Source organism: Calidifontibacter indicus (assembly GCF_003386865.1).
GTDB lineage: Bacteria > Actinomycetota > Actinomycetes > Actinomycetales > Dermatophilaceae > Yimella > Yimella indica.
The window spans coordinates 2,489,440-2,515,175 of record NZ_QTUA01000001.1; the positions used below are offsets into that span (position 1 = coordinate 2,489,440).

Consider the following 25,736-nt stretch of genomic DNA (forward strand, 5'->3'; position numbering starts at 1 on the left):
GCAGGACAGGGGCGGTTCGAAGATGGTGGGCGATACTGGGTTTGAACCAGTGACCTCTTCCGTGTCAAGGAAGCGCGCTACCGCTGCGCCAATCGCCCGAGGTGGCGACGGGATTTGAACCCGTGTAGACGGCTTTGCAGGCCGTTGCCTCGCCTCTCGGCCACGCCACCGGAGATCTCCCCGCGAAGGGCGACCAGAGCGGACAACCGGGCTCGAACCGGCGACCTCAACCTTGGCAAGGTTGCGCTCTACCAACTGAGCTATGTCCGCCTGCAACCACTCGGCTGACGCCGATCGGTGCGGTGACCGAGGCTAACCGATCGACGCCGCGGAATCCAACCGGGGTCCCGGCGTGTCAGGCCCGTCCGCGCGCCGCGCCCGCTCGTCGACAGGTTCCTCGACCCGATCTTCGGACGGCGCGCGGTCGTTCGCACCGTCCGGCCCGTCGCCGACTGCGCCGGAGACTCGGGCACCGGACGCCTCGTTTGGTCCGTCGTCCTCAGCGATCTGTTCGACCTCGTCGGGCCCCGGGATGGGACGGCGAATCGGGATCGGCCCGCTGCGCTCGTTGAGAATCGCCTTCGTGCGGATCACGCCGTCGGTGAGGACGGCCTTGGCGCGCTCGTGCGCCGGGGAGTACTCCTGCACCGGCCACAGCTTCATCGTCGCGGCATTGAGCGCGGCCCCGATCAGCACCGCGATGCCGAGGAAGTACAACCAGATGAGCACCACGATGGCAGCAGCCAGCGGACCGTAGATGCTCGTGCCGCCCACCGACGCACCGAGCATCAACCGCAACACCATCGCCGACAGCACCCAGATCGCGAGGGTGAGGATCGCGCCCGGCAGGTCGCGCACCCACGGCGTCTTGATCGGCGTCGCGAGATAGAACAGGGTCGCGAAACCGAGGATCGTCAGGCCCCCGACCAGCGGCCAGTAGAAGATCATCAACACCTGCAACTGGCCCGGCAGCCATTCGCTGAGCAGTTGGGGTCCGATGACGATGAGCGGCACGACGATCGCGCCGAACAGCAAGGTCACGAAGTACAGCGACAGGCTCATCAGCCTGGTGCGCACGATCCCCCGCTTGCCGCCCTGCCCGTACATGATCGAGACGGTGTCGATGAGCACGTTCAGCGCGCGCGACCCCGACCACAGCGACAGCACGAAGCCGGCCGAGATGACATCGGGTCGTCCACCGCGCAGCGCATCGGAGATCGTCGGCATCAACACCTGCCGCAGCGACTCCTCGGTGAGGAACCGCGACGCGTAGGCCTCGATCGCCTCGGTGACTCTTGTCACAGCGTTGTCGCCGAGCCAGGGGCCCAGGTAACCGACACCACCGAGCAGTCCGAACACCAGGGGCGGGAACGACAGGAGGGCGAAGAAGCCGGCCTCCGCAGCCAGTCCGGTGACCCGGTACTGCATGCACAACCGCACCGTTTCGCGGATGAGGCGGGCCAACGCGACCCCGCCCGGCACCTGCCGGAGTGTCGCGACAACCGTGTTGCGCAGACTCAAGCGCACTCCTGCGATCGGGGCCTGGCGACGAACATGGCCCCACGGTAGTGGTCGAAGCACTCGCCGGCATGCACCACAATGGCGTGCCATGGACATCTGGCCGGGTCAGCCCTACCCCCTCGGCGCCACCTTCGACGGTGCCGGCGTCAATTTCGCGGTCTTCTCCGCCATCGCAGAGCGGGTCGAGCTGTGCCTGCTCGAGCCACCCACCGAGGACGGTGAGTGGACCGAGGAGCGTGTCGAACTCACCGAGGTCGACGGTCACGTCTGGCACGCGTACCTGCCGGGCGTGCAGCCCGGTCAGCGGTACGGCTTCCGGGTGCACGGACCCTACGAGCCGCAGGAGGGCCACCGCTGCAACCCGGCCAAGCTGCTGCTCGACCCGTACGCCAAGGCGATCGACGGACAGATCGACGGCGACGAGTCGCTGTTCTCCTACCGGTTCGACGACCCCACCGCGTTCAACGACGACGACTCGCTCGGGCACACGATGGTGTCGGTGGTCGTCAACCCGTTCTTCGACTGGGGCCACGACCGCCCGCCGCGGCACGAGTACCACGACAGCGTCATCTACGAGATGCACGTCAAGGGCCTCACGATGACGCACCCGGACGTGCCGGAGGAGATCCGCGGCACGTACGCCGCGGTGGCGCACCCGGCGATCATCGAGCACCTGAAGAACCTCGGCGTGACCGCCGTCGAACTGCTACCGGTGCACCAGTTCGTGCAGGACTCCACCCTCGTCGACAAGGGCCTGTCGAACTACTGGGGCTACAACACGATCGGTTTCCTCGCGCCGCACAACGGCTACGCCAGCAGCGGCTCCGACGGCCAGCAGGTCACCGAGTTCAAGGCCATGGTGAAGGCGCTGCACGCCGCCGACATCGAGGTGATCCTGGATGTCGTCTACAACCACACCGCCGAGGGCAACCAACTCGGCCCGACACTGGCGCTGCGTGGACTCGACAACGCGCACTACTACCGGCTGGTCGACGGCGACGAGGAGCACTACTACGACACGACCGGCACCGGCAACAGCTTGCTGATGCGCAGCCCGCACGTGCTGCAGCTGATCATGGACTCGCTGCGCTACTGGGTGACCGAGATGCACGTCGACGGCTTCCGGTTCGACCTGGCCGCGACCCTCGCGCGCCAATTCCACGAGGTCGACCGCCTCTCGGCGTTCTTCGACATCATCCAGCAGGACCCGATCATCAGCCAGGTGAAACTCATCGCCGAGCCGTGGGACCTCGGCGACGGTGGCTACCAGGTCGGCAACTTCCCGCCGCTGTGGACGGAGTGGAACGGCAAGTACCGCGACACGGTGCGCGACTTCTGGCGCGGCGAGCCGTCGACCCTGGCCGAGTTCGCCTCCCGGCTCACCGGGTCGAGCGACCTCTACGCACATTCCGGACGCCGTCCGATCGCGTCGATCAACTTCATCACCGCGCACGACGGCTTCACGCTGCGCGACCTCGTCAGCTACAACGAGAAGCACAACGAGGCCAACGGCGAGGGCGGCAACGACGGAGAGACGCACAACCGGTCGTGGAACTGCGGTGTCGAGGGTGAGACCGACGACCCTGCGGTGCGCTCGCTGCGCGCGCGCCAGCAACGCAACTTCCTCACCACCTTGCTGCTCAGCCAGGGGGTGCCGATGCTCGCGCACGGCGACGAACTCGGCCGCACGCAGCACGGCAACAACAACGTCTACTGCCAGGACAACGAATTGTCCTGGATCGATTGGGAACTCGACGACGAACAGCAGGCGTTGGTGGAGTTCGCGACGAAGGTGATCACGCTGCGTCGGGAGCACCCGACGTTCCGACGCCGGCGCTTCTTCTCCGGCGAGGCCGCCCACGGCGGCGAGAGCACCCTGGGCGACATCGGTTGGTTCACCCCCGACGGCAACGCGATGACCGAGATCGACTGGCGCAACGGTCTCGCCCGCGAGGTCACGGTGTTCTTCAACGGCGAGGCGATCCAGGCGCCCGACCCGCAGGGTCGACGCGTCGTCGACGACCACTTCCTCCTGGTGTTCAACGGCGCACCTGAGGACAAGGTCTTCACGGTGCCGACCGTGGTGGCCGAGGCGGAGTGGACGGTGGTGCTCGACACCGCCGCGCAGACCGACGCGAAGGTCGACGAACAGCACCGCGAGGTGTCGGGGGGCTATGAACTGGCGATGCCGGCCCGCTCCATCGCGGTGCTGCGCGCGGCACCCGCCGACGCCGGCTGAGTCGGCACCGGCGGGCTCAGGTCAGAGTTCGGCGAGACGAGCCTTCTGCTCCTCCACGTCGAACTCCGCCTCAGGCCAGGGCTGGTCGAGGCCGCGCAGGTGGTGCAGCAGGATCTGCTGCACGGCGAGCCGGGCGTACCATTTGCGGTTGGCCGGCACGACGTACCACGGCGCGGTGTCGGTGGACGTCTTGTCGAGCAGCACCTGGTAGGCCTCCTGGTAGTGGTCCCAGTAGGCGCGCTCGTCGAGGTCACCGGGGTTGAACTTCCACCACTTGTCCGGCCGGTCGAGACGCTCGCTGAGTCGCGCCTTCTGCTCGTCGGCGTCGATGTGCAACATGATCTTGATGATCTTCGTGCCGCTGTCGGTGACGGACTGCTCGAAGGTGTTGATCTGTCCGTAGCGGCGCTGCCAGGTGCTCGCCGGCACGAGGTTGTGCACGCGCACGATGAGCACGTCCTCGTAGTGGGAGCGGTCGAAGACCGCGATCATGCCCGGCTCGGGCAGCCCCTTGCGGATGCGCCACAGGAACGGATGCTTCTTCTCCTCGGCGGTCGGCGACTTGAAGGACGTCAACGAAACGCCTTGTGGGTCAACACTTCCCACGACATGGCGCATGATTCCGCCCTTGCCTGAGGTGTCCATGCCCTGCACGACGAGCAGCACCGAGGGGCCATCGCCGTCCTTGCCGTTGGCGTAGAGGCGCTCCTGCAGGTCGTCGATCTCGGCGTCGCTGTCGGCGAGCACCTCGGCAGCCTCCGCCTTGTCACCCTTGAACCCCGGGGTCGACGAGGCGTCGAACGAGGCGAGCCCGAATCCCGGTGTGACACGGAGCTTCTCGGTGATCTTGGCGGCGAGGTCGACGGACTTCTCGGGGCCCTTTTCGGACTTCTTCGACTTCTTCTTGGCCATGCGGCATGCTCTCACGATTCAATGGGCCGCATGAGGATGCTGCTGCCCGACGCGGCCGAGATCACCCCTTCGCAACTGCCGGACGCGTACGGAGTGAGCGTCGATCACGACTGGTACGTGCGCGTGAACTTCGTTGCGACAGTGGACGGCTCGGTCGTGGGGTCGGATCAACGGTCGGGGTCGATCAACAACGAGGTCGACGGTCTGGTGTTCCAGATGCTGCGTGCCTGGGCCGACGTCATCGTCGTCGGGTCGGGCACGGCGAGGGCCGAGGGCTACGACGCGCCGGTGGTCGACCCGCGGTGGGTCCACCTTCGTGAGGGCCGCGCGGCGCACCCGGCGATGGCGGTGCTCAGCCGAAAGGCACAGCTGCCCGACGGGATGGACACGATGGGGCGCGACGACGTGTTCGCCCTCGACAGCAGCGGCGATGACGGCGTGTCACGTTGCTTCGCCCAGTTGCGTGAGCGGGGTTATCGCCGGGTGCTGCTCGAGGGTGGCCCGACGGTCGCCGGCCTCGCGCTCGACGCAGAGCTGGTCGACGAGTTGTGCCACACCACCTCGCCCCGCTTGGTCGGCGGTTCGGCGCAGCGCATGGTCGACGGGCCGACATTCGACCGGCCGGCGCGGCTTCTCGGCCTTGTCGAAGACGACTCGACCTTGTTGGCTCGCTGGTCGCTGCGCTGATCGACCCGGGTCGGGTACTGCTAGTGCGCGGCGCCTTGCTGCACACCGGCCGGCGCACAGAACGCCCGCACGACCTTCTCCCAGCGCTCGCTGTCGACGTTCCACTCCCGGCAGTGCCGGGCCACCTCGAACTGCTCCAACCGCACCAGGTCGGGGCGAGCCGCAGCCAGATCGGCGGACGGCGCGAACGGCACGAAATCGTCGTCGAGTGAGTGGATGAGCAGAATCGGCTTGGTGAGTTCGTCGGCCCGGGTCACCCAGTCGGCGCGAGCGATGTCCAGTGGCTCGGCCAGACCGATCACGTTGCGGTGCAACGGCCCCCGCATCATGTCCTGCCCGATGCGGCTGACCACCGGTGGCAGCTTGTTGAGCCCCGCCTGGAACGCCAGCACATGCCGCCAGTTCACCACCGGCGCGTCGAGCACCAGTCGGCTGACGTGCGCCGCCAGCGGCGAACGATCGACGGCCTGCAGCACGGTGGCACCGCCCATCGACCAACCGAACAACTGAATGTCGGTGGCTCCCTCGTCGAGCACGTACTGCATCGCGGCCTCGACGTCCTGCCACTCGGTCAGCCCGAGGTTGTAGAGCCCGTCGGACCCCGCGGGTGCGCCGACATCGTTGCGGTAGTTGATGATCAGCGCGTTGATGCCGCAGCCCTGCAGGGTCGCCAGCGCGCGCAGACACTCCGAACGCAGCGCGCCGCGTCCGTGCACGAGCACCGCCCAGCGGGTGGAGTCGGGCACGTCGACCCGCCAGGCCGGCATGTGACCGAGCGGACCGCGGTAGGTGACCTCGGTGAGGTCGACGTCGAGCGAGTGGGCCGGCGGGCCGACGAAGTAGCTGCCGTTGATCCGACACGGCCCGACCGCGAGTTCGCCGTAGTCGACGCCGAGCAGTTCACGGGTGACCTCGGCGCGCGAGCCCTCCCCCTCGATCGACAACACGTCTCCGATGCGGGCGTGGGTCTCGTAGCCACCGACCCACAGTCCGTAGCGCCCGGGCGAGGTCGTCTCGTCGTTCGCATCGAGGGTGATCGTGAGGTCGTTGTAGGCACGCACCACGCTGTCGTCGGACGGCGGCTCCGGGGTCAGCACCTTGCGGGCGAAGTAGGCGGCCACCCCGGTCACGCCGGCGGCGCCTACCAGCGCACCGGCGCCGATCACGGAACCGACGACGGAGGCTGCTCGGACGAACTGACGTGGTTGCACCCGTCCATCGTGTCATTTCGGGCAGGCCACCGGTCGCACCCGGGCGATTCCGCGACCCGATCGGTGAACAATGGCGGTCATGCCGGTGCCTTTCGAAACTCCGATCACGCCGATGCTCGCCAAGGCGAGCGCGAAGGTCCCCACGTCCGACGACAAGAGCACGTGGTCGTACGAACCGAAATGGGACGGCTTCCGGTGCGTGCTGGTCAAGGACGGTGACGAGGTCGAACTCGAGTCGCGCGGGTCGAAGCCGCTGACCCGCTACTTCCCGGAGTTGGTCGAGGCCGCCCGGCGCGACCTGCCGGATCGGTGCGTGCTCGACGGCGAGATCATCGTGCGGTCGGGCACCCCTGGCGCCGAGCGGCTGTCGTTCGAGGCCCTCGGCCAACGCATCCATCCCGCCGAGTCGCGCGTGACCAAGTTGTCGGTAGAGACCCCCGCCGAGATCGTGTTCTTCGACTGTCTCTGGATTGGCGGCGACTCGCTGATGGAGCAGCCGTTCGAGCAACGTCGCTCGGTGCTGGTCGACGCGCTCGCCGACCTGCCGGCCGGTTCCCCGTTCCACGTCACGCGGGTCACCGACGACGCCGCGGTGGCGGCCCGCTGGTTCGAGCAGTTCGAGGGCGCCGGCCTCGACGGTGTGATCGCCAAGGATCTCGCCGGCACCTACCAGCCGGGCAAGCGGGCAATGCTCAAGATCAAACACAGCCGCACCTGTGACGCGGTGCTCGTGGGTTACCGAATTCACAAGAGCGGCAACGGGGTCGGGTCGTTGCTGCTGGGCCTCTACGACGACGAAGGCAACCTGCGCAATGTCGGCGGCATTCTCGCCTTCACCGCGAAGCGGCGCATCGAACTCATCGACGAGCTGGCCGATCTGGTGGTCACCGACGACTCCGGTGAGGCCGTGCGTGGCGCCACCGACCGGTCCCGGTTCAGCTCCAACAAGGACGTGTCGTTCGTGCGACTGCGTCCCGAACGCGTCGTCGAGGTGAAGTTCGACCAGCTCGAGGGGTCACGTTTCCGACACGGTGTGACTTTCCTGCGCTGGCGCCCCGATCGCGAGCCCGAGTCATGTCTGCTCGACCAGGTCGACCGGGCCGCCGAGTACGACCTCGGCGAGGTGCTCACCCGCTGACCCGCAGACGATGAAGGGCGCCGCATCTCCCCCACAGGATCCGGCGCCCCTCATCGCCCCCTGACGATGATGGCGAGGTCGCCGCATCAAGCCAATGGGTACATGTACCCATCCGTTACCCATCACTTCTCGACGCGGTTGCCTTCCGCGTCCCAGTGGTCGGCCACCTTCTTGGACGGCTGCACCCGCGGCGGCTCGCCGGGCATCTTCGGGTAGTCGGGCGGGAAGTTCAGTTCGCCGAGCCCGCGCTGCTGGACGTCCTTGTCCCACAAGGCGATTGCACGGGTGATGTCACCCGGGGCACCCCGGTCGGCCCAGGCGTCCCCGTCTTCGGCCACCAGCTCGGGCACGGTGCGCACGGTGAACTGTGCCGGTTCGGCAGGGCGCAGGTCGGCCCAGCGCAACGGCATCGAGACCGGCGCTCCGGGCAACGGACGCGGCGAGTAGGCGCCGGCGATCGTGCGGTCGCGGCAGGCCTGGTTGAAGTCGACGAAGATCCGCTCGCCGCGCTCTTCCTTCCACCACGCGGTGGTCACCAGGTCGGGCAGGCGTCGTTCGAGTTCGCGCGCGACCCCGATGACGCCGTGGCGCACGTCGAGGAACTCGTGGGTCGGCGCGATCGTGGCGTAGACGTGCACGCCCCGGTTGCCGGAGGTCTTCACCCGGGGCGTGAACTCCAACTCCTCGAGCAGTTCCTTCAGTGCGAGCGCCGCCTCGACCGCGTCGGCGAACCCACGCCCGGGTTGGGGGTCGAGGTCGATGCGGAACTCGTCGGGGTTGTCGTTGTCGTCGGCGGTGACCGGCCACGGGTGGAAGGTCACGGTGTTCATCTGGGCACACCACACCGCGGCGGCGGGCTCGTCGAGCACCAACTGTGGGTGCCGCCGCCCGGAGGGGTAGGTGCACATGACGGTGCGGACGTAGTCGGGAACGCCGCGGGGCGGGTTCTTGGAGAAGAACTGCTCCCCCTCGATGCCTTCCGGAAAGCGTTGCAGCGCAACGGGTCTGTTGCCGTTGGCGCGAACAAACGGCTCGCCGACCGCGATCAGGTAGCGTGCGAGATCCTCCTTCGTGATCCCGTCGGCGGGGTAGATCACGCGGTCGGGGCTCGACACCTTGACGACGCGTTCCTGCCCGCCCGGGCCCTCGGTCGTGAGCATCACCGGCTTCGCTGCTGCCATGAGTTCACCCTAGAGGTCCGCCAAAGCGCCGATCAGGTGCGCGCCGCGGGTGCACGCGCACCTGGTCGGCCCGCTGGGCGAGGTGTACGGCGGGTGGGCGGCGGCTTTACCAACTCCTGACTGATTCATTGCCGAACCTTGGCCGGATGTTCACCCGAGCGCGGCGTGATTCGCACGGTCGTTGTCGCAGGGCGGTCCTAACCTCGCGAACGTCCCCGCAACACCTCGCACCAACTCGCATCCCGGAGCCCCCATGCCCTCCTCCCCCTTGTTCCGCATTGCCGCCGCGGCAAGCGGCGCGAGCATCGCGTTCAGCGTCGCCCTCGCCATGGCCCCGTCCGCCCAGGCCGCCTCGACCTCGGTCGTCATCTCCGAGGCCTACGGTGGCGGCGGCAACTCCGGTGCCACCTACAAGAGCGACTTCGTCGAGCTCTACAACCTCAGCAACACCACCGTCGACCTCACCGGTTGGAAGGTGCAGTACTGGTCGGCCGCGGGCGCGACCCCGCAGAGCACCCCGCTGACCGGGTCGGTTGCCCCGGGCACCAGCTTCCTGGTCAAGGAGGCCGACGGTGCCAGCACCACCGCCACCCCGCTGCCGACCCCCGACGTCATCGGCACCATCGCGATGAGCGGCACCGCGGCCCGGGTCGCCATCGTCAACCCCGCGGGTGAGGTCGTCGACCTCGTCGGTTGGGGCAGCGGCGTCGCGACCTTCGAGGGCGGGCCGGCCGCGGGCACCACGAACGCGACCAGCGTCGCGCGCATCTCGCCGTGCACCGACACCGACAACAACGCCAAGGACTTCACGGTCGGCGCTCCGACGCCGCGCAACTCCGCCGCCGGTCCGCAGGACTGCACGCCGACCGACCCGGGTGACCCGGGCGAGCCCGGCGGCCAGTCGGCCACCGTCGCTCAGATCCAGGGTGCATCGCACACCTCGCCGCTGGTCGGCAAGGACGTCAAGGACGTCGAGGGCATCGTCACCGCCACCAAGAGCACCGGTTTCTGGATCCAGTCGACCACCCCCGACGACGACCCGGCGACCAGCGAGGGCCTGTTCGTGTTCACCCGCACCGCCCCGACCGTGCACGTGAGCGACAAGGTGAAGCTCGCCGGAAAGGTTGCCGAGTTCCGTCCCGGCGGCAGCGGCGGCACCACCAACCTCACCACCACCGAACTCGACTCGCCGACCATCGAGGTCGTTGCCAGCGGTCAGCCGCTGCCGACGCCGGTGGTCATCGGTGTCGACCGCATCGCCCCGCAGCAGACCGTGTTCGACGGCAACCCCGGCAACGTCGAGACGCCGGGCACCCCCTTCGACCCGACCAGGAACGCGCTCGACTTCGACGAGTCGCTCGAGGGAATGCGGGTGGCGCTCAAGGATGCTCGCGCCGTCGGACCCACCGCGACCGCCTACGGTGAGACCCCGGTGGTGCCCGGCCAGAACGTCTCCGCGATCAACTCCCCGCGCGGCGGAGTCGTGTACGGCTCGTACAACACGCCGAACTCGATGCGTCTCATCCTCAACGACTCGCTGGTCAAGGGCCAGCTCCCGACCGCCCAGACCGGCGACACCTACCCGGGGCTGACCGTCGGCATCATCGACTACGCGTTCGCGAACTACAACCTCTACGCCACGCAGGGCAACCAGCTGAAGTCCGGCGGGCTCACCCGTGAGGTCACCACCGCCCAGAGCGGCAACGAGTTGGCAGTGGCGACGTTCAACGTGGAGAACCTCGCGCCGTCCGACCCGGCCACCAAGTACGCGCGTCTGGCCGGCCAGATCGTCACCAACCTCAAGTCGCCCGACATCCTGGCGCTGGAGGAGATCCAGGACAACAGCGGCGCCACCAACGACGGCGTGACCGACTCGACCGTCACCAGCGACAAGCTGATCGCGGCGATCAAGGCGGCGGGTGGTCCGTCGTACGAGGCCAAGTGGGTCAACCCGGCCAACGGCACGGACGGCGGTCAGCCGGGCGGCAACATCCGCCAGGTGTTCCTCTACCGCAGCGCTGGCGACCTGTCGTTCGTCGACAAGCCGGGTGCGACCGCCACCACCGCGACCGACGTCGTGGGCACAGGCGGCAACACCTCGCTGACCTTCTCGCCGGGTCGCATCGATCCGACGAACGGTGCGTGGGCGAGCTCGCGCAAGCCGCTCGTCGGCCAGTTCACCTGGAAGGGCCGCAGTGTCTTCGTCATCGCGAACCACTTCGCCTCCAAGGGCGGCGACGACCCGTTGATGGGCCGCTTCCAGCAGCCGCTGCGTTCGTCGGAGACCCAGCGCGCCAACCAGGCGACCGCGGTGCGCACCTTCGTCGACAAGCTGCTGGCCGCCGACGCCAACGCGAACGTGATCGTGCTCGGTGACATCAACGACTTCGAGTTCAGCAAGACCGCCGACATCCTCGTCGGTTCGGGCTCGACGGCGTTGACCGATCTGCCGCGCACGCTCCCGGCGAACGAGCGTTACACCTACGTCTACCAGGGCAACAGCCAGGTGCTCGACCACATCCTGCTGAGCCCCAACCTGGTGCGGACGATGGCGAACAAGAAGTACTCCTACGACATCGTGCACACCAACTCCGAGTTTAGCGACCAGGACTCCGACCACGAGCCGCAGGTCGTGCGCCTGCCGGTGCAGGTGACCCGCTGATCGGGGCACCGACAACGAAGGCCGGGCGGAATGATCCGCCCGGCCTTCGGCGTTGAACCAGACGAGCCGACGAGAAGGAGAATGGGCGCATGACGAAGGTGACGAAGTCAGACCAGGAGTGGCGCGAGCAGCTCAGCCCGATGGAGTACGCGGTGTTGCGCGAGGGCGGCACCGAGCGCGCGTTCACCGGTGAGTACACCGACACCGAGACCGAGGGCGTCTACAACTGCCGCGCCTGCGGTGCGGAGTTGTTCCGCTCGACGACCAAGTTCCACAGCCACTGCGGGTGGCCGTCGTTCTACGCGCCGTCCGAGGACGACAACGTGCGACTGATCGAAGACCGCTCGCACGGCATGGTGCGCACCGAAGTGCGTTGCGCGAGTTGCGATTCCCACCTCGGCCACGTGTTCGAGGGCGAGGGTTATGCGACGCCGACCGATCAGCGCTACTGCATCAACTCGGTGTCGCTGACGCTGCAGCCGCAGGACTGAGCGACCGGCCCTACCAAAGACGCCAAGTGACACCAACACACGACGAGAGCCCCGGGATCACCCGGGGCTCTCGTCGTGTTCGCTGCTCGGACGGCGTCAGCGCAGCCGCTCGGCCAGGTCGGCGACGGTGGTCTGCGGGCCGGTGAAGAACGGCACCTCCTCGCGCACGTGGTTACGCGCGTCGACGGCGCGCAGTTGGCGCATCAGGTCGACGATGCGGTGCAGTTCGTCGGCCTCGAAGGCAAGCAGCCACTCGTAGTCGCCGAGGGCGAACGAGGCGATGGTGTTGGCGCGCACGTCGGCGAAGTCGCGGGCCGCTTCGCCGTGCTCGCGCAGCATCCGGCGGCGGTCCTCCTCCGGCAGGAGGTACCACTCGTAGGAGCGCACGAACGGGTAGACGCAGACGTACTTGCGCGGCTGCTCACCCGACAGGAACGCCGGCACGTGGCCGCGGTTGAACTCGGCCGCGCGGTGCAGGCCGACGTTCGACCACACGCCGTCGAAGCTGCGGCCGAACTGGGTGGCGAGGAAGCCGCGGTAGGCCTCCTGGAGCTGCTCGACGGTGTCGGCGTGCCACCAGATGAGCAGGTCGGCGTCGGCGCGCAGGCCGCCCACGTCGTAGATGCCGCGGACGGTGACACCCGACTTCTCCAGGCCGGCGAAGAACTTCTCGGCCTCCTTGACGGCCTTCTTGGTGTGCTCGGGCTTGGCACGCTCCGCCTTGAACACGGAGTACATCGCGTAGCGGATGCTCGCGTTGATGGCTTCCGCTTCGGCATCCGTGGGCTGGCGGTGGGTGTCCTGCTGGTCGGTCATCAGCGTCCTTCGGTGGGGGTGGATATCTTCAACTGGTCCAGCACGGTACGTGCTGCGGCGCGGCCCGACCCGATGCAGGCCGGGATGCCCACACCGTCGTAGGCCGCGCCGGCCACGGAAACCGCTGGAAGACTTGCGAGTTCGCGACGCAGACGGGCAACGAGGTCGACGTGGCCGATCGCGTACTGCGGGAGGCCACCGCCCCAGCGCCGTACGTGCGCCGCCACCGGCGCGGGCAATTCACCGAGCGCCGTACGCAGCTCGGCGAGACCATCGGCCGCGAGCACCGCATCGGGTCGACGCAGCGCCTCGGTTTCGCGGAACCGACCCGCCGACACCCGCACGAACACGAGGTCGGGGCGGGCCTGCGCCAACCACGGCCACTTGATCGAACTGAACGTCGAGGCCTTGATCCGCCGGTCGTCGACCGGCGGCACGAGCAAGCCGGACTGCTCCCCCAGCTGGTCTCGCACGGCTGCCGGGAAGGCGTAGGTGACCACGGCCATCGAGGCGTACTCGATCGCCCGCAGTTCGTCACACGCGGCCGGCGCGATGGTGGCCAGCAGCTTGGCGGTGGCCGGGGCGGGCGTCGCGAACACGACCGCGTCGGCGTCGAAGGTCGTGCCGTCGCCGAGCACGAGACGCCAGGTGTCACCGTCGGGCTCCTCCCGGCGGTCGACCCCGGTCACGAGCGTGTCGGTGCGCACGCCGACGCCCCCGGCGCGCAGCGCGTCGGCCAGATGCACCGGGAGTGACCCGATGCCCCCGGGCAGCCCGGCGAACACCGGCGGTTGGTCGGGCGCGCTGGTCGCCGGCTGTCGTGACGCGGCCGCGGCGGTCTCACGAAGCGAATTTCCCTGCCGCACAGCGTCGTACAGCGCGGGTACGCAGGCCTGCAGGGAGAGGTAGCGGGCATCACCGGCGTACACCCCGCCGAGCAGCGGCTCGACGAGCCGGTCGACGACGGCCGCGCCGAACGCCTGCTCGACGGCGTCGCCGACCGAGATGTCACCGGTGTCGCTGTCGATCTCGATGGGCTGTTCGTCGGTGGCGCGGGCCATCTCGTCGGCCTCGAGCAGACCGGCCAGTGCCGCGGCGTCCGAAGGCACCCCCATGAGCGTGCCCTTGGGCATCGCGCGCAACGACCCGCGACTCCAGATGGATGCTCCGACCTGGGCAGGCGGGGTGGGTTCGAGGCGAAGTTCGGCGAGCAGTTGCTGCACCTCGGGGCGACGGCCGAGCATCGACTCGGCGCCCACGTCGACGGCGGTGCCGGCAACGGTCTCGGTGCGCAGCTTGCCACCGACCCGATCGGTCGACTCGAACACCGTGACACTCGCTCCGGAACCGACCGACTCCCAGGCGGCGCTCAGACCGGCAATTCCGCCTCCGACGACGGCTACATCAACCACGAGAGCCAGTTTCCCACGCTCGACGAACAACTCCGACGCCGGGTAGTAGCTAGCCCGAGAGGCCGGCGCGCTCCGCCGCCGCGCGCAGCGCCGGCAGCACCCGATCGATGTCTTCGGGACGCAGCGTGAACGGGGTGCGCAGGAAGGAGTCGAGCCCGCGTCCGTCGACGGCGAAGGCGGCGCCGGGCAGCATCGACAGGCCCTCGCGTTCGGCCGCCGTCGCCAGGGCGGCACCGCGCGGACGCGGCAGGCGCCACCAGATGCTGAGGCCGCCGTGCGGGCGGGTGGCCTCCCACCCGCAGCCGATTCCGAACTCCCACAACCGATCCCGACTGCCCCGCAGCATCCGACGCATCTCCGGATGCAGCCCGGGTCGGGTGCGCAGCAACTCGTCGAGGGCGAGCTGCTCGAGCACCGGCGAGCCCAGGTCGAAACTGCGCCGCGCGGCCGAGAGCGCGCCGACGAGGTGGCGCGGAGCCCGGATCCAGCCCAGGCGCATCCCGCCCCAGTGGGTCTTGCTCGCCGATCCGATGGTGATGGCGCCCGGGTGGTGCGCGGCCATCGGGCGCACCTGGGGCTCGTCGTCCAACCAGGTCTCGACGAGCGTCTCGTCGACGATCGGCGTGGTGCCGCGCCGCGTCCAGATCCGCGCGAGCTGGGCCCGATGTTCGTCGTCGGCGAGCCCGCCGGTGGGGTTCTGGAAGTCGAGGACGACCAGGCAGGTCTTCGCCCGGGCGAGCGCCTCGTCGTGGGCGGCGAGGTCGCCGACCGGCACGCCCACGGGTCGCCGTCCGGTGCCGCGCACGGCCTGCACGGTGTTGGGATAGCCGGGACTTTCGAGAACGACCGCCGCGCGCGGCGCGGTGAGGGCGGTGAGCACGATGCCGACCGCAGAACTGGCGCCCGCCGTGACCACGATCTGGTCGGCACTGGTGGCGACCCCGCGATCGACGAAGCGCTGCGCGATCGCCTCTCGCAACTCTGGGATGCCGAGCGAGTAGTAGCCGCGGCCGGTGGTGAAGCGGGGCAACTGCTCGAGCGCCGTCTCGAAGGCGGCCTGCAGCCCCGGTGTCGCGGGCGGGGCGGCCTGCACCAGGTTGAGCAGGCGCGGGTCGGCCGGCCGGTCGTCGAGCGGTTCGGCGTCGCCCTCGTCGGGACGGCCACCGGGCAGCACGACGGTGGTGCCCGAGCCCTGCTTGGCCTGGGCGTAGCCGCGCTCGGTGAGCACGGAGTAGGCCTTGGTGATCGTGGTGCGCGAGACGGCGAGAGCGGGCGCGAGCTCGCGCTCGCCCGGCAGCCGCATCCCGTGCATCACGCGTCCGTCGGCGACGGCGGCCCGGATGCCGTCGGCGATCCAGAGGTAGGCGGGCCCGTCGCCGCGGTCGTCGCCGAGCAGGGAGCCGAGACGGCTCGCCGAGATGCGCATGGTCACCGAGCCACTCTCACACAAGTGGCTATATAGAACAAGGCCACTTTCGGTCATGCTGGGGTGCATGAGCACGACCGTCGCCGCGGCACGACCCGCACCTCGCCAATTGGCAAACCTGTCCCCACTGGCACAACTGCGTGCCGGACGCCTGACCCGCCGCCTCGTGCAGTTGTTCGTCGGCCTGTCGATGTACGGCCTCGCGATGGCGATGATGGTACGCGCCGGCGTGGGCCTCGACCCGTGGGACGTCTTCCACTACGGCGTCTCCCTGCACACCGGGTGGTCACTCGGCGTCGCCGTGATCGTGGTGAGCATCCCGGTGCTGCTGCTCTGGGCGCCGCTGCGCCAGTGGCCCGGCCTCGGCACCATCGCGAACGCGGTCTGGATCGGCGTCGCCACCGACATCTCGTTGCGGGTGCTGCCCGAGGCCCACGGGCTGAGCCACCAGGTGCCGCTGTTCGCTGCCGCGCTGGTGATCAACGGACTCGGTGGCGCACTCTATATCGGCAGTCAACTCGGCCCCGGGCCGCGCGACGGGCTGATGACCGGGCTGCACCGACGCACCGGGGTGAGTCTGCGGCTGGTGCGCACCGGTATCGAACTCACCGTGCTCGTGATCGGCTGGCTGTTGGGCGGAATCGTCGGCATCGGCACGCTCGCCTACGCCCTGCTGATCGGCCCGCTGGTGCAGTTCTTCCTGCCGGCCTGCATCGTGGAGTTGCCCGAACGCCACACCCCGACCGAGGTGGAGTTGGCCGAGCGCGGCGACTGACCAAGAGCGCCGCGACCGGATCACTCGGCGGGCGGGTAGGTGACGTACGTGCGGACCGATCGCCTGGCCCCTACGCGACCGAGGACGGCACCGGCAAGATCCGGCTCAAGAACGACCGCATTCGACTCGTGCGCGCCAAGAAGGACGGCGAGGCGCTCATCCAGGCCGGCGGCGCCGAGAACATCTGCACCCAGGGCTCCAGCTTCAAGGTGGTCGACACGACCATCACCTGCGACGTGGTCGACGACGACCACGTCGAACTCACCAGCCGTCGCCCCTGACCTCGGTCGCGCCTGCCTCAGCGGGCCGAGTGTGCGTGCACCAGTTCGACGACCCGGGTGAGCACGTCGGGGTCGGTGGTCGGCAGCACTCCGTGACCGAGGTTGAAGATGTGGCCGCGCGCAGCCTTGCCCGCTTCGAGGATCTCGATCACCTTGTCGCGCAGCGGTTCCCACGGCGCGAACAGCAGCGCCGGGTCGAGGTTGCCCTGCACCGAGTACTCGGGTCCGATGCGACGAGCCGCCTCGTCGAGCGGCAACCGGAAGTCGACACCGACGACGTCGGCCCCGGCCGCACCCATCGCCGGCAAAAGCTCACCGGTGCCCACACCGAAGTGGATGCGCGGCACGTCGTGCTGACCGATCGTCGACAGCACGGCCGCCGAGTGCGGCTGCACGAACCGCTCGTAGTCGGCCGCCGACAGCGCCCCCACCCAGGAGTCGAACAGCTGGATCGCCGACGCGCCGGCGTCGACCTGCACCTGCAAGAAGGTGGCCGAGATGCGGGCCAGCTTGGCGCACAACGCGTTCCACGCGTCGGGGTCGCCGTACATCATCGCCTTGGTGTGCTCGTGGTTGCGCGAGGGGCCGCCCTCGACCAGGTAGCTCGCCAGGGTGAACGGCGCACCCGCGAAGCCGATCAGCGGCGTGCCACCGAGCTCGGCCGTGAGCATGCGGACGGAGGTGGCGATGTCGTCGATCTGCGCCGGGTCGAGCTCGGGCAGGGCGTCGACATCGGCGCGCGAACGCACCGGCGAGGCGACAACCGGACCCGTGCCGGGCACGATGTCGAGGTCGATACCGGCCGCGGCCAACGGCACGACGATGTCACTGAAGAAGATCGCGGCATCGACCTTGTGGCGGCGCACCGGCTGCAAGGTGATCTCGGTGACGAGTTCGGGCGTGCGGCACGACTGGAGCATCGGCACGCCCTCGCGCACCTTCTTGTACTCCGGCAGCGAGCGTCCGGCCTGGCGCATGAACCACACCGGGGTGTGCGGCACGGACAGGCCACGGGCGGCTCGGACGAGGGCGCTGTCGCGCGGGTCGGCAGGTGCAGCAGTCACGGCACCGATCCTGCCATGAGACGCGGCGCGCGCCGTTCACTGCACCACCTCAGTGCACGACCTCACTGCACCGCCTCACTGCACCGCCTCACTGCACCACGAACGCGAGCCCGGCGACGGTGGTCGCCACCCCGGCCAACTGGATCGGCCGCAGCCGCTCATCGAGCAGCGCCCGCGCCCACAGCAGTGTCACGACCGGGTAGAGCGACCCGAGCACGCTGACCACGCTCACCAGTCCGCCCGTCGCGGCCACACTGAACAACACGTTCGCGGCAAGGTCGCCGCTGCCGACGAGCATCAACGGCAGCACATCGCGTCGCCGCACGCTGCCCCCGGGCGGACCTCCCGGCCACAGCCACCACGCGGTCAGCAGGGTCGCCACGCTCGCGACCCGCATCGCCCACAGTGCGGGCACGATGTCGATCGCGGCGCCTTCGTTCATGAAGAACAGCGAGAGTCCGAAGCAGCAGGCGGCGCACGCCGCGAGCAGCACCGGCAGCCGTCCGGCGTCGCCCGAGAGTTCGGGGCCCGACGCGAGCACGACTCCGATCAGCATGAGCGCCAAGCCGATTCCGACGGCCACGCTGAAGCGTTCGCCACGGCTGATGCCGATCGTCACCGGCACGATCGCCCCCATCGCCGCGATCGGCGAGACCACGCCCATCGTGCCCAGCGACAGCGCCGCGTAGAAACAGACCAGTCCGACGGCGCCGGTAATGCCGGCGAGCGCGCCGTACAGCGGCCACAGCCCGTCGGCGGGCACCTCACCCGCGACCAGGCGCACCAGCAGCACGACGGTCATGATGACCAGGCCGCCGATCTGTGCGACACCGACCACGCGCACCGCCGCGATGCGTTTGGTGAACGAGCCACCGGCGAAGTCGGACGTGCCCCACACCAGGCTCGAGCAGAGCGCCAACAGCGTCACCATGCGAACACCATGATGCCCATCCTCCCGCGTGCCGCTCCCGGCTTCGTAGGCATGTTCGACCTAAGCTCGCAGGGTGAGTTCGAACAAGGCCAGCAGCGACATCGGGTCGCACTTCTCCCGCGTCGTCCGCGCGCTGGAAGGCGTGCGCCTTCGGCCCGAGGTGAGCCTCACCGAGGTGCCGGCCCCCGGCCGCATCGCGCCCTACTCCGTGGCGATGACCGCCGACGTCGCCGCCGGCCCGGATGAAGACGAACTCGCCTCCGGCCGCTTCGTCGTGCTCCACGACCCGAGCTGCCCCGAACCGTGGGAAGGCGCCTGGCGCATCGTCACCTTCGCCCGCGCCCAACTCGAGCCCGAACTCGCCGCCGACCCGATGCTCGGCGATGTCGGCTGGACCTGGCTGACCGACGCCCTCGACGAGGCCGAAGCCGGTTACACCGCGGAGGCCGGAACGGTCACCCGGGTGCTGTCCCAGGGCTACGGCGGCCTCACCGACAACGGCACGACGGTCGAGATGGAGGTCCGCGCGTCGTGGACTCCCTCCGACGAAGACCTCACCCCGCACCTGCAGGCCTGGGGCGCGATGCTCTGCACCATCGCCGGCCTGCCGCCGCTGCCCGACGGAGTGGTGCCGCTGCCGGGGCAGCGTCGATGACGACCGACGAGACCCAGCCCACCGACCAGCCCGAGTACCCCCTGCTCGCGGCCCCCGCCGACGGTGTCCCACCGGTCATCGACACCGAGCGCGCGCTGACGGACGCCGCCCGCGCCCTCGCCGACGGCCACGGACCCGTCGCGCTCGACGCCGAACGGGCGTCGGGTTTCCGGTACGGCAATCGCGCCTACCTGGTTCAGATCCATCGTGACGGATCGGGCACGCACCTCATCGACCCGATCGCCTGCCCCGATCTCGGCCCGATCCAGGACGTCATCGGCGATGTCGAGTGGGTGCTGCACGCAGCCACCCAGGACCTCCCCTGCCTCGCCGAGGTCGGCCTGCACCCGAGCAAACTCTTCGACACCGAACTCGGTTCTCGCCTGGCCGGATTGCCGCGAGTCGGTCTGGCGTCGGTCGTCGAGCACTACGTCGGAGTCACCCTCGCCAAGGAGCACTCCGCGGTCGACTGGTCGGAGCGTCCGCTGCCGCAGCCCTGGCTCAGTTACGCCGCGCTGGACGTCGAGGTGCTGGTGGAGGTGCGTGACCGTCTCGCCGCCGACCTGGAGTCGCAGGGCAAGGCCGACTGGGCCGCCCAGGAGTTCCACGCGCTCACCTCGTTCACCGGGCCTCCGCAGCGGAAGGACCCCTGGCGGCGCACCTCGGGCATGCACAAGATCCGCAACCGGCGGGCGATCGCTCGCGTGCGTGAACTCTGGCAGGCCCGCGACGTCATCGCCCAGCACCGCGACACCTCCCCCGGACGCGTGCTGCCCGATGCGTTGCTCGTCGAGATCGCCAACGGCGCCCCCACCAGCGCGGCCGACCTGATGGCGCTGCCCGGCGCCTCAAATCGCCGCGGACGCCCGCACCCGGGCCTGCCGCGCTACCAGCGCGACTGGCTCGACGCCGTCCGCCGGGTGGGCGCGATGAACGAGCGCGACCTGCCGCCGGCAACCCTGCGCAGCGACGCTCCCCCGCCGCAGCGGGTGTGGGCCGATCGCGACCCCGTCGCGGCGGCGCGCCTCACCCAGGTGCGCGAAGACCTCGCCGCGTTCGGCGAGGAACATCACGTTCCGGTGGAGAACATCCTCACCCCCGACTACCTGCGCCGCGTGCTCTGGGAGCCCTCGAACCCCCTTGACGCACAAACGATCTCGCGCGAACTCAGCGAGCTCGGTGCGCGCGAGTGGCAGGTCGACATCGTGACGCCGATGATCGAGAAGGCTGTCGCGGAGCACCCCCTTACCGGCGAGTAACAAGCCGGGCTAGAGTTGTGCCGACCAATCGACTCACCCGGGAGGCACTGTGCCCCGCACACTCTCCGAGGTCGTTTTCGTCGACGGCGTCCGTACGCCGTTCGGCAAGGCAGGCGAGAAGGGCATCTACGCCCAGACCCGTGCCGACGACCTCGTCATCAAATGCATCCGTGACCTGCTGCGCCGCCAGCCCAACCTGCCGCCGGAGCGCGTCGAGGAGGTCGCGATCGCGGCCACGACGCAGATCGGCGACCAGGGTCTGACCCTCGGCCGGATGGCCGCTCTCCTGTCCGGCCTGCCGAAGTCGACGCCGGGCTACTCGGTCGACCGCATGTGCGCCGGCGCCATGACGGCCGTCACCAACACCGCGTCGTCCATCGCGTTCGGCGCCTACGAGGTCGCCATCGCCGGCGGCGTCGAGCACATGGGCCGGCACCCGATGGGCGAGGGCGTCGACCCGAACCCGCGGATCGTCGCCGAGAAACTCGTCGACCCGTCCGCGCTGGTCATGGGCCAAACCGCCGAGAACCTGCACGACCGCTTCCCGAGCATCACCAAGCAGCGCTGCGACGCGTTCGCGGTGGGCTCGCAGAACAAGCTCGAGCAGGCGTACGCCGACGGCAAGATCCAGCCCGACCTGGTGCCCGTGGCCACCCGCCACGCGGAGAAGGGCTGGGGCCTGGCGACCGTCGACGAGCCGCCGCGCAAGGGCGTGAAGATCGAAGACCTCGAGTCGCTCAAGACCCCGTTCCGCCCGCACGGCAATGTCACCGCGGGCAACGCCGCCGGCCTCAACGACGGCGCCACCGCCTGCCTGCTCGCCTCCGAGCGGGCCGCGCACGAGCTCGACCTGCCGGTCGGCATGCGGATGGTCACCTACTCCTTCGTCGGCGTCGACCCCGAGGTCATGGGCATCGGACCGGTGCCGGCCACCGAGAAGGCCCTCGACCACGCCGGTCTCACCATCGACGACATCGGCCTGTTCGAACTCAACGAGGCGTTCGCCGTGCAGGTGCTCGCCTTCCTCGAGCACTTCGGCATCGCCGACGACGACGCCCGTGTCAACCCGTGGGGCGGCGCCATCGCCACCGGTCACCCGCTCGCATCCTCCGGTGTGCGCCTGATGACGCAGCTGTCGCGCCAGTTCGCCGAGCACCCCGAGGTGCGCTACGGCCTCACCGCAATGTGCATCGGCATCGGCATGGGTGGAGCGGTCATCTGGGAGAACCCGCACCACGCCGACTACCGCAGCTCGGTCGCCGACGACGCGTCCGGCCGCAAGACCCAGGAAGGTGTCGCCTGATGACGCAGACCCAGCTCCAGCAGCCCGACGAGGTCGTCACCCACGTCCGCAGCCAGGACGTGCAATTGCCCGGTGACGCAGGCACGTTCGTGCTGCTCACCCTCGACAACGGGTTCGACCACACCAAGCCGAACAGCTTCGGACCTGCCGGCCTCGCCGAGCTGTCCGCGGCCCTCGACAAGGCGGCCACGCGCGCCGAAGCCGGCGAGATCGTCGGTCTCGGCATCACCGGGAAGCCGTTCATCTTCGCGGTGGGCGCAGACCTCAAGGGCATCGGCACGATCACCTCGCGTGAGCAGGCCCTCGAGATCGCCCGGCTCGGCCACGAGACCTTCAGCAAGATCGCCGACCTCACGGTGCCCACCTTCGCGTTCATCAACGGCGCGTCGATGGGTGGCGGTGTCGAGATCGCGCTGTACGCCGACTACCGCACGATCTCCGCGGACGTGCCGGCCTACTCCACGCCCGAGGTCTTCCTCGGTCTCGTGCCCGGCTGGGGCGGCACCTACCTGCTGCCGCACCTCATCGGTGTCGAGAACGCGCTCAAGCTGATCGTCGAGAACCCGCTCAACCAGAACCGCATGATCAAGGGCAAGGACGCCTTCGCCCTTGGTTGCGCCGACCGCCTGATCGAGCCGGTCACCTTCCTGGAGGACTCGCTCGGCTTCGCCGCAGGTGTCATCGCCGGCACCGAGAAGGTCGAACGGGCAGCGGTCAGCACCGACGAAAACGCCTGGAACGCAGCGATTTCGGCCGGACGCAAGCTGGCCGAGCAGCGCACCGGTGGTGCCGCGATCTCGGCCACGCGGGCGCTCGACCTCGTCGAGGCGGCCCGCACCGCGGACCGCGCCGACGCGTTCGAGGCGGAGAACCAGGCGCTCGCCGACCTCATCATGAGCGACGAGCTGCGCGCCGGCCTCTACGCGTTCGACCTCGTGCAGCGCCGCGCCAAGCGTCCGGCCGGTGCACCCGACAAGTCGCTGGCCCGCAAGGTGACCAAGGTGGGCATCGTGGGTGCCGGCCTGATGGCGAGCCAGCTGGCGATGCTGTTCATCCGCCAGCTCAAGGTGCCGGTCGTCATGACCGACCTCGACCAGGAGCGCGTCGACAAGGGCGTCGCCTATGTGCACGCCGAGATCGACAAGCTCGCGGCCAAGGGCCGCGTCTCGGCGGACGGCGTGAACCGGCTCAAGGGGCTCATCACCGGCTCGACCACCAAGGACGGCTTCGCCGACGCCGACTTCGTCATCGAGGCCGTCTTCGAGGAGATGTCGGTCAAGAAGACCGTCTGGGCCGAGGTCGAGCAGATCGTCACCCCGGAGTGCGTGCTCGCGACCAACACCTCGTCGCTGTCGATCACCGAGATGGCCGAAGACCTGCAGCACCCGGAGCGGGTCGTCGGATTCCACTTCTTCAACCCGGTGGCCGTCATGCCGCTGTTGGAGATCATTCGTGGCGACAAGACCGACGATGCGACGCTGGCGACCGCGTTCGCGACCGGCAAGGGTCTGAAGAAGACCTGCATCCTGGTCAAGAACTCCCCCTCGTTCGTGGTGAACCGCCTGCTCGGTCGGTTCATGGGCGATGCGGGCCGGATCGTCGACGAGGGCACCCCGATCGAGACCGTCGAGCGCGCGTTCGCGGGCCTCACCCCGATGCCGCCGTTCATGCTCATCTCGCTGGTCGGCCCGGCGATCGCGCTGCACAACAGCGAGACCCTCGCCAAGGCCTTCCCGGACCGCTTCCGGGCGAGCAAGAACCTGGCGAAGGTCGTGGAGGCGAAGATCCCCTCGTTCTACGGCGCCGACGGGAAGATCGACCCGAAGGTCATGGAGCTGTTCGATGCTCCGTCCGACCCGAAGGAGCTCACCACCGAGCAGGTGCGCGAGAGCGCGCTGGCCTCGATGGCCGACGAGATCCGCCGCATGCTGGACGAAGGCGTCGTTGCCGAGGTGCAGGACATCGACCTCGCCATGATCACCGGTGCGGGTTTCCCGTTCTGGAACGGCGGCATCTCACCGCTGTTGGACCGCACCGGCACCTCCGAGAAGGTCACGGGTTCGCGGTTCCTGGCTCCGGGCGTTGCGAGCGTGCCCACGTCCTGAGCACATCTCGAGCGCGAAAGGCGCGACCTGTCCACGTGACGGGTCGCGCCTTTCGTGTCGAAGGGGTGATCAGCGTTACGCTGAACAAACTGCTCTGCGTCCCGTCGATATCTCATATGTGAGATACCCTCGCGAGGTGACTGAGGACTATCTGGTACGCGTCGGCCGCATCATTCGCGACGCGCGGCGCCACAAACAACTGACCCAGCACGAACTTGCAGCATCCTTGAACACCAGTCAGAGCGCCGTCGCGCGCATCGAACAAGGCAAACAGAACTTGAGTCTGGAGACGCTCGCGCGGATCGGACAGGCTCTCGACACCGAGGTGGTAACCGTGGCATCGAACACTCCCCTGAACCTTCGCATCGAAGGCGGGCGTCAGCTCTCGGGTGAGATCGACGTACGCACCAGCAAGAACGCCGCAGTCGCGTGTCTGTGTGCGGCGCTGCTGAACAAGGGCAAGACGACGCTGCGCAACCTCGCGCGCATCGAAGAGGTCAACCGCATCACCGAGGTGCTCGACTCGGTCGGCGTGAAGACCCGCTGGCTGCCGAACAGCTCCGACCTGGAGATCGTCCCGGGCGACACCATCGACCTCGATTCGATGGACGAGGCAGCTGCCCGCCGCACCCGCACCATCTTGATGTTCCTCGGCCCGCTGCTGCACGAGTACGAGAAGTTCAAGCTGCCGAACGCCGGCGGTTGCGACCTCGGTGAGCGCACCGTCGAACCGCACCTGCACGCGCTGCGTCACTTCGGTCTCGACGTCGTCGCGACCCACGGTTACTACCACGCCACCGTCGACAAGTCGGTGCGCCCCGAGCGTGCGATCGTGCTCACCGAGCGCGGCGACACGGTCACCGAGAACGTGCTGTTCGCGGCCGCCCGCTACGAGGGCAAGACCGTCATCCGCAACGCCAGCCCGAACTACATGGTGCAGGACCTCTGCTTCTTCCTGCGCGAGCTCGGCGTGTCCGTCGAGGGCATCGGCACCACCACCCTGACCGTCCACGGCGTCGCCGACATCAACAAGGACGTCGAGTACCACCCGTCCGAAGACCCGATCGAGGCCATGTCGCTCATCGCGGCCGCGATCGTCACCAAGTCGCAGGTCACCGTCAAGCGGGTGCCGATCGAGTTCATGGAGATGGAACTCGCGCAGCTCGAGGTGATGGGCTTCAAGTACGAGATCACCCCGGAGTACCTCTCCAACAACGGCGAGACCCGCTTGGTCGACATCACCACGATTCCGAGCGACCTGGTGGCGCCGAAGGACAAGATCCACCCGATGCCGTTCCCCGGCCTCAACATCGACAACCTGCCGTTCTTCGCCGTCATCGCGGCGACCGCCACCGGCAGCACCACGATCCACGACTGGGTCTACGACAACCGCGCGATCTACCTCATCGACCTCAACGCCCTCGGCGCCAAGGTCAAGCTGATGGACCCGCACCGCGTTCTCATCGAAGGCCCGACCCGCTGGCGCGCCGCCGAGGTCATGTGCCCGCCGGCGCTGCGTCCGGGCGTCGTGATCCTGCTCGGCATGCTGGCCGCGCCCGGCACCTCGGTGCTGCGCAACACCTACGTCATCAACCGCGGCTACGAGGAACTCGCCGAGCGCCTCAACGCGCTCGGCGCGAGGATCGAGAGCTTCCGCGACTGATCCG

Annotated in this window: 21 protein-coding genes and 3 tRNA genes; 12 read left to right on the forward strand and 12 right to left on the reverse strand. The window is 68.8% G+C overall.

What is annotated here, in order from left to right:
- Positions 1-23: 23 nt before the first annotated feature.
- The 4 genes from DFJ65_RS11895 to DFJ65_RS11910 form a co-directional block, all read right to left on the reverse strand.
- Positions 24-98 (reverse strand) — tRNA-Val (locus tag DFJ65_RS11895).
- Between the two features lies 1 nt (position 99).
- Positions 100-170, reverse strand: a tRNA-Cys gene (locus DFJ65_RS11900).
- Positions 171-197: 27 nt separating this feature from the next.
- Positions 198-270 (reverse strand) — tRNA-Gly (locus DFJ65_RS11905).
- A 42-nt stretch (positions 271-312) separates the two neighbouring features.
- Positions 313-1,521 carry a YihY/virulence factor BrkB family protein gene (locus DFJ65_RS11910; protein WP_245950203.1) on the reverse strand — a complete coding sequence of 403 codons (1,209 nt, stop codon included), beginning with the start codon at positions 1,519-1,521 and terminating at the stop codon, positions 313-315.
- A gap of 88 nt (positions 1,522-1,609) precedes the next feature.
- Here DFJ65_RS11910 and glgX point away from each other — a divergent pair, with 88 nt between their 5' ends.
- Positions 1,610-3,760 carry a glycogen debranching protein GlgX gene (glgX, locus tag DFJ65_RS11915; protein ID WP_115923197.1) on the forward strand — a complete coding sequence of 717 codons (2,151 nt, stop codon included), beginning with the start codon at positions 1,610-1,612 and terminating at the stop codon, positions 3,758-3,760.
- Between the two features lie 21 nt (positions 3,761-3,781).
- Here the strand turns inward: glgX and DFJ65_RS11920 are convergent, their stop codons facing one another.
- The gene (locus DFJ65_RS11920) at positions 3,782-4,672 is read right to left on the reverse strand and encodes a polyphosphate kinase 2 family protein (protein ID WP_115923198.1); all 891 of its coding nucleotides are present in this window, start codon (positions 4,670-4,672) and stop codon (positions 3,782-3,784) included.
- Positions 4,673-4,702: 30 nt separating this feature from the next.
- On the opposite strand from DFJ65_RS11920, the gene DFJ65_RS11925 reads away from it, so the two are divergent.
- A complete protein-coding gene (locus DFJ65_RS11925; RefSeq protein WP_170144079.1) occupies positions 4,703-5,359 on the forward strand; it encodes a dihydrofolate reductase family protein in 657 nt (218 codons plus the stop codon).
- 20 nt (positions 5,360-5,379) lie between these two features.
- Here DFJ65_RS11925 and DFJ65_RS11930 read toward each other — a convergent pair whose 3' ends face one another.
- On the reverse strand, positions 5,380-6,570 hold the full coding sequence (locus DFJ65_RS11930) for an alpha/beta hydrolase family protein (protein WP_115923200.1): 1,191 nt from the start codon (positions 6,568-6,570) through the stop codon (positions 5,380-5,382).
- Positions 6,571-6,649: 79 nt separating this feature from the next.
- On the opposite strand from DFJ65_RS11930, the gene DFJ65_RS11935 reads away from it, so the two are divergent.
- Positions 6,650-7,708, forward strand: a complete 1,059-nt coding sequence (locus DFJ65_RS11935; protein WP_115924278.1) for an ATP-dependent DNA ligase — start codon at positions 6,650-6,652, stop codon at positions 7,706-7,708.
- Between the two features lie 122 nt (positions 7,709-7,830).
- On the opposite strand, the gene ligD is transcribed toward DFJ65_RS11935, so the two are convergent.
- Positions 7,831-8,889, reverse strand: coding sequence for a non-homologous end-joining DNA ligase (ligD, locus tag DFJ65_RS11940; RefSeq protein ID WP_115923201.1), 1,059 nt, complete (start codon positions 8,887-8,889; stop codon positions 7,831-7,833).
- A gap of 253 nt (positions 8,890-9,142) precedes the next feature.
- Between ligD and DFJ65_RS11945 the strand changes: the two genes are divergently transcribed.
- A complete protein-coding gene (locus tag DFJ65_RS11945) occupies positions 9,143-11,551 on the forward strand; it encodes a lamin tail domain-containing protein (RefSeq protein ID WP_115923202.1) in 2,409 nt (802 codons plus the stop codon).
- A gap of 89 nt (positions 11,552-11,640) precedes the next feature.
- A complete protein-coding gene (msrB, locus tag DFJ65_RS11950) occupies positions 11,641-12,042 on the forward strand; it encodes a peptide-methionine (R)-S-oxide reductase MsrB (RefSeq protein WP_115923203.1) in 402 nt (133 codons plus the stop codon).
- A 96-nt stretch (positions 12,043-12,138) separates the two neighbouring features.
- On the opposite strand, the gene hemQ is transcribed toward msrB, so the two are convergent.
- The 3 genes from hemQ to yczR are packed head-to-tail and all read right to left on the reverse strand — an operon-like array spanning position 12,139 to position 15,696.
- The gene (hemQ, locus tag DFJ65_RS11955; RefSeq protein WP_115923204.1) at positions 12,139-12,858 is read right to left on the reverse strand and encodes a hydrogen peroxide-dependent heme synthase; all 720 of its coding nucleotides are present in this window, start codon (positions 12,856-12,858) and stop codon (positions 12,139-12,141) included.
- Positions 12,858-14,270 carry a protoporphyrinogen oxidase gene (gene hemG, locus DFJ65_RS11960; RefSeq protein WP_245950205.1) on the reverse strand — a complete coding sequence of 471 codons (1,413 nt, stop codon included), beginning with the start codon at positions 14,268-14,270 and terminating at the stop codon, positions 12,858-12,860. Before hemG ends, hemQ begins: the two co-directional genes overlap by 1 nt.
- Positions 14,271-14,319: 49 nt before the next feature.
- Positions 14,320-15,696 carry a MocR-like transcription factor YczR gene (yczR, locus tag DFJ65_RS11965; RefSeq protein WP_245950434.1) on the reverse strand — a complete coding sequence of 459 codons (1,377 nt, stop codon included), beginning with the start codon at positions 15,694-15,696 and terminating at the stop codon, positions 14,320-14,322.
- Positions 15,697-15,763: 67 nt separating this feature from the next.
- Here yczR and yczE point away from each other — a divergent pair, with 67 nt between their 5' ends.
- Together yczE and DFJ65_RS17530 are read left to right on the forward strand one after the other, a co-directional pair.
- The gene (yczE, locus tag DFJ65_RS11970) at positions 15,764-16,471 is read left to right on the forward strand and encodes a membrane protein YczE (RefSeq protein WP_115923207.1); all 708 of its coding nucleotides are present in this window, start codon (positions 15,764-15,766) and stop codon (positions 16,469-16,471) included.
- 128 nt (positions 16,472-16,599) lie between these two features.
- Positions 16,600-16,752 (forward strand): hypothetical protein, encoded by a 153-nt coding sequence (locus DFJ65_RS17530; protein WP_170144081.1) that lies wholly within the window; start codon positions 16,600-16,602, stop codon positions 16,750-16,752.
- Between the two features lie 17 nt (positions 16,753-16,769).
- Here the strand turns inward: DFJ65_RS17530 and hemE are convergent, their stop codons facing one another.
- Both hemE and DFJ65_RS11980 read right to left on the reverse strand, forming a co-directional pair.
- Positions 16,770-17,816, reverse strand: coding sequence for a uroporphyrinogen decarboxylase (hemE, locus tag DFJ65_RS11975; protein ID WP_281269872.1), 1,047 nt, complete (start codon positions 17,814-17,816; stop codon positions 16,770-16,772).
- A gap of 88 nt (positions 17,817-17,904) precedes the next feature.
- Positions 17,905-18,747 carry a DMT family transporter gene (locus tag DFJ65_RS11980; RefSeq protein WP_115923209.1) on the reverse strand — a complete coding sequence of 281 codons (843 nt, stop codon included), beginning with the start codon at positions 18,745-18,747 and terminating at the stop codon, positions 17,905-17,907.
- Between the two features lie 73 nt (positions 18,748-18,820).
- Here DFJ65_RS11980 and DFJ65_RS11985 point away from each other — a divergent pair, with 73 nt between their 5' ends.
- From DFJ65_RS11985 to DFJ65_RS12005, 5 genes are all read left to right on the forward strand, one after another.
- On the forward strand, positions 18,821-19,402 hold the full coding sequence (locus DFJ65_RS11985; protein WP_115923210.1) for a DUF3000 domain-containing protein: 582 nt from the start codon (positions 18,821-18,823) through the stop codon (positions 19,400-19,402).
- Entirely contained in the window at positions 19,399-20,661 is a 1,263-nt protein-coding gene (locus DFJ65_RS11990) for a ribonuclease D (RefSeq protein WP_115923211.1), read from the forward strand. Before DFJ65_RS11985 ends, DFJ65_RS11990 begins: the two co-directional genes overlap by 4 nt.
- Positions 20,662-20,710: 49 nt before the next feature.
- On the forward strand, positions 20,711-21,964 hold the full coding sequence (locus DFJ65_RS11995) for a thiolase family protein (RefSeq protein ID WP_115923212.1): 1,254 nt from the start codon (positions 20,711-20,713) through the stop codon (positions 21,962-21,964).
- Positions 21,964-24,069 (forward strand): 3-hydroxyacyl-CoA dehydrogenase NAD-binding domain-containing protein, encoded by a 2,106-nt coding sequence (locus DFJ65_RS12000; protein ID WP_115923213.1) that lies wholly within the window; start codon positions 21,964-21,966, stop codon positions 24,067-24,069. The genes DFJ65_RS11995 and DFJ65_RS12000 overlap by 1 nt, the downstream gene beginning before the upstream one ends.
- A 136-nt stretch (positions 24,070-24,205) precedes the next feature.
- Positions 24,206-25,732, forward strand: coding sequence for a UDP-N-acetylglucosamine 1-carboxyvinyltransferase (locus tag DFJ65_RS12005; RefSeq protein WP_115923214.1), 1,527 nt, complete (start codon positions 24,206-24,208; stop codon positions 25,730-25,732).
- Positions 25,733-25,736 lie beyond the last annotated feature (4 nt).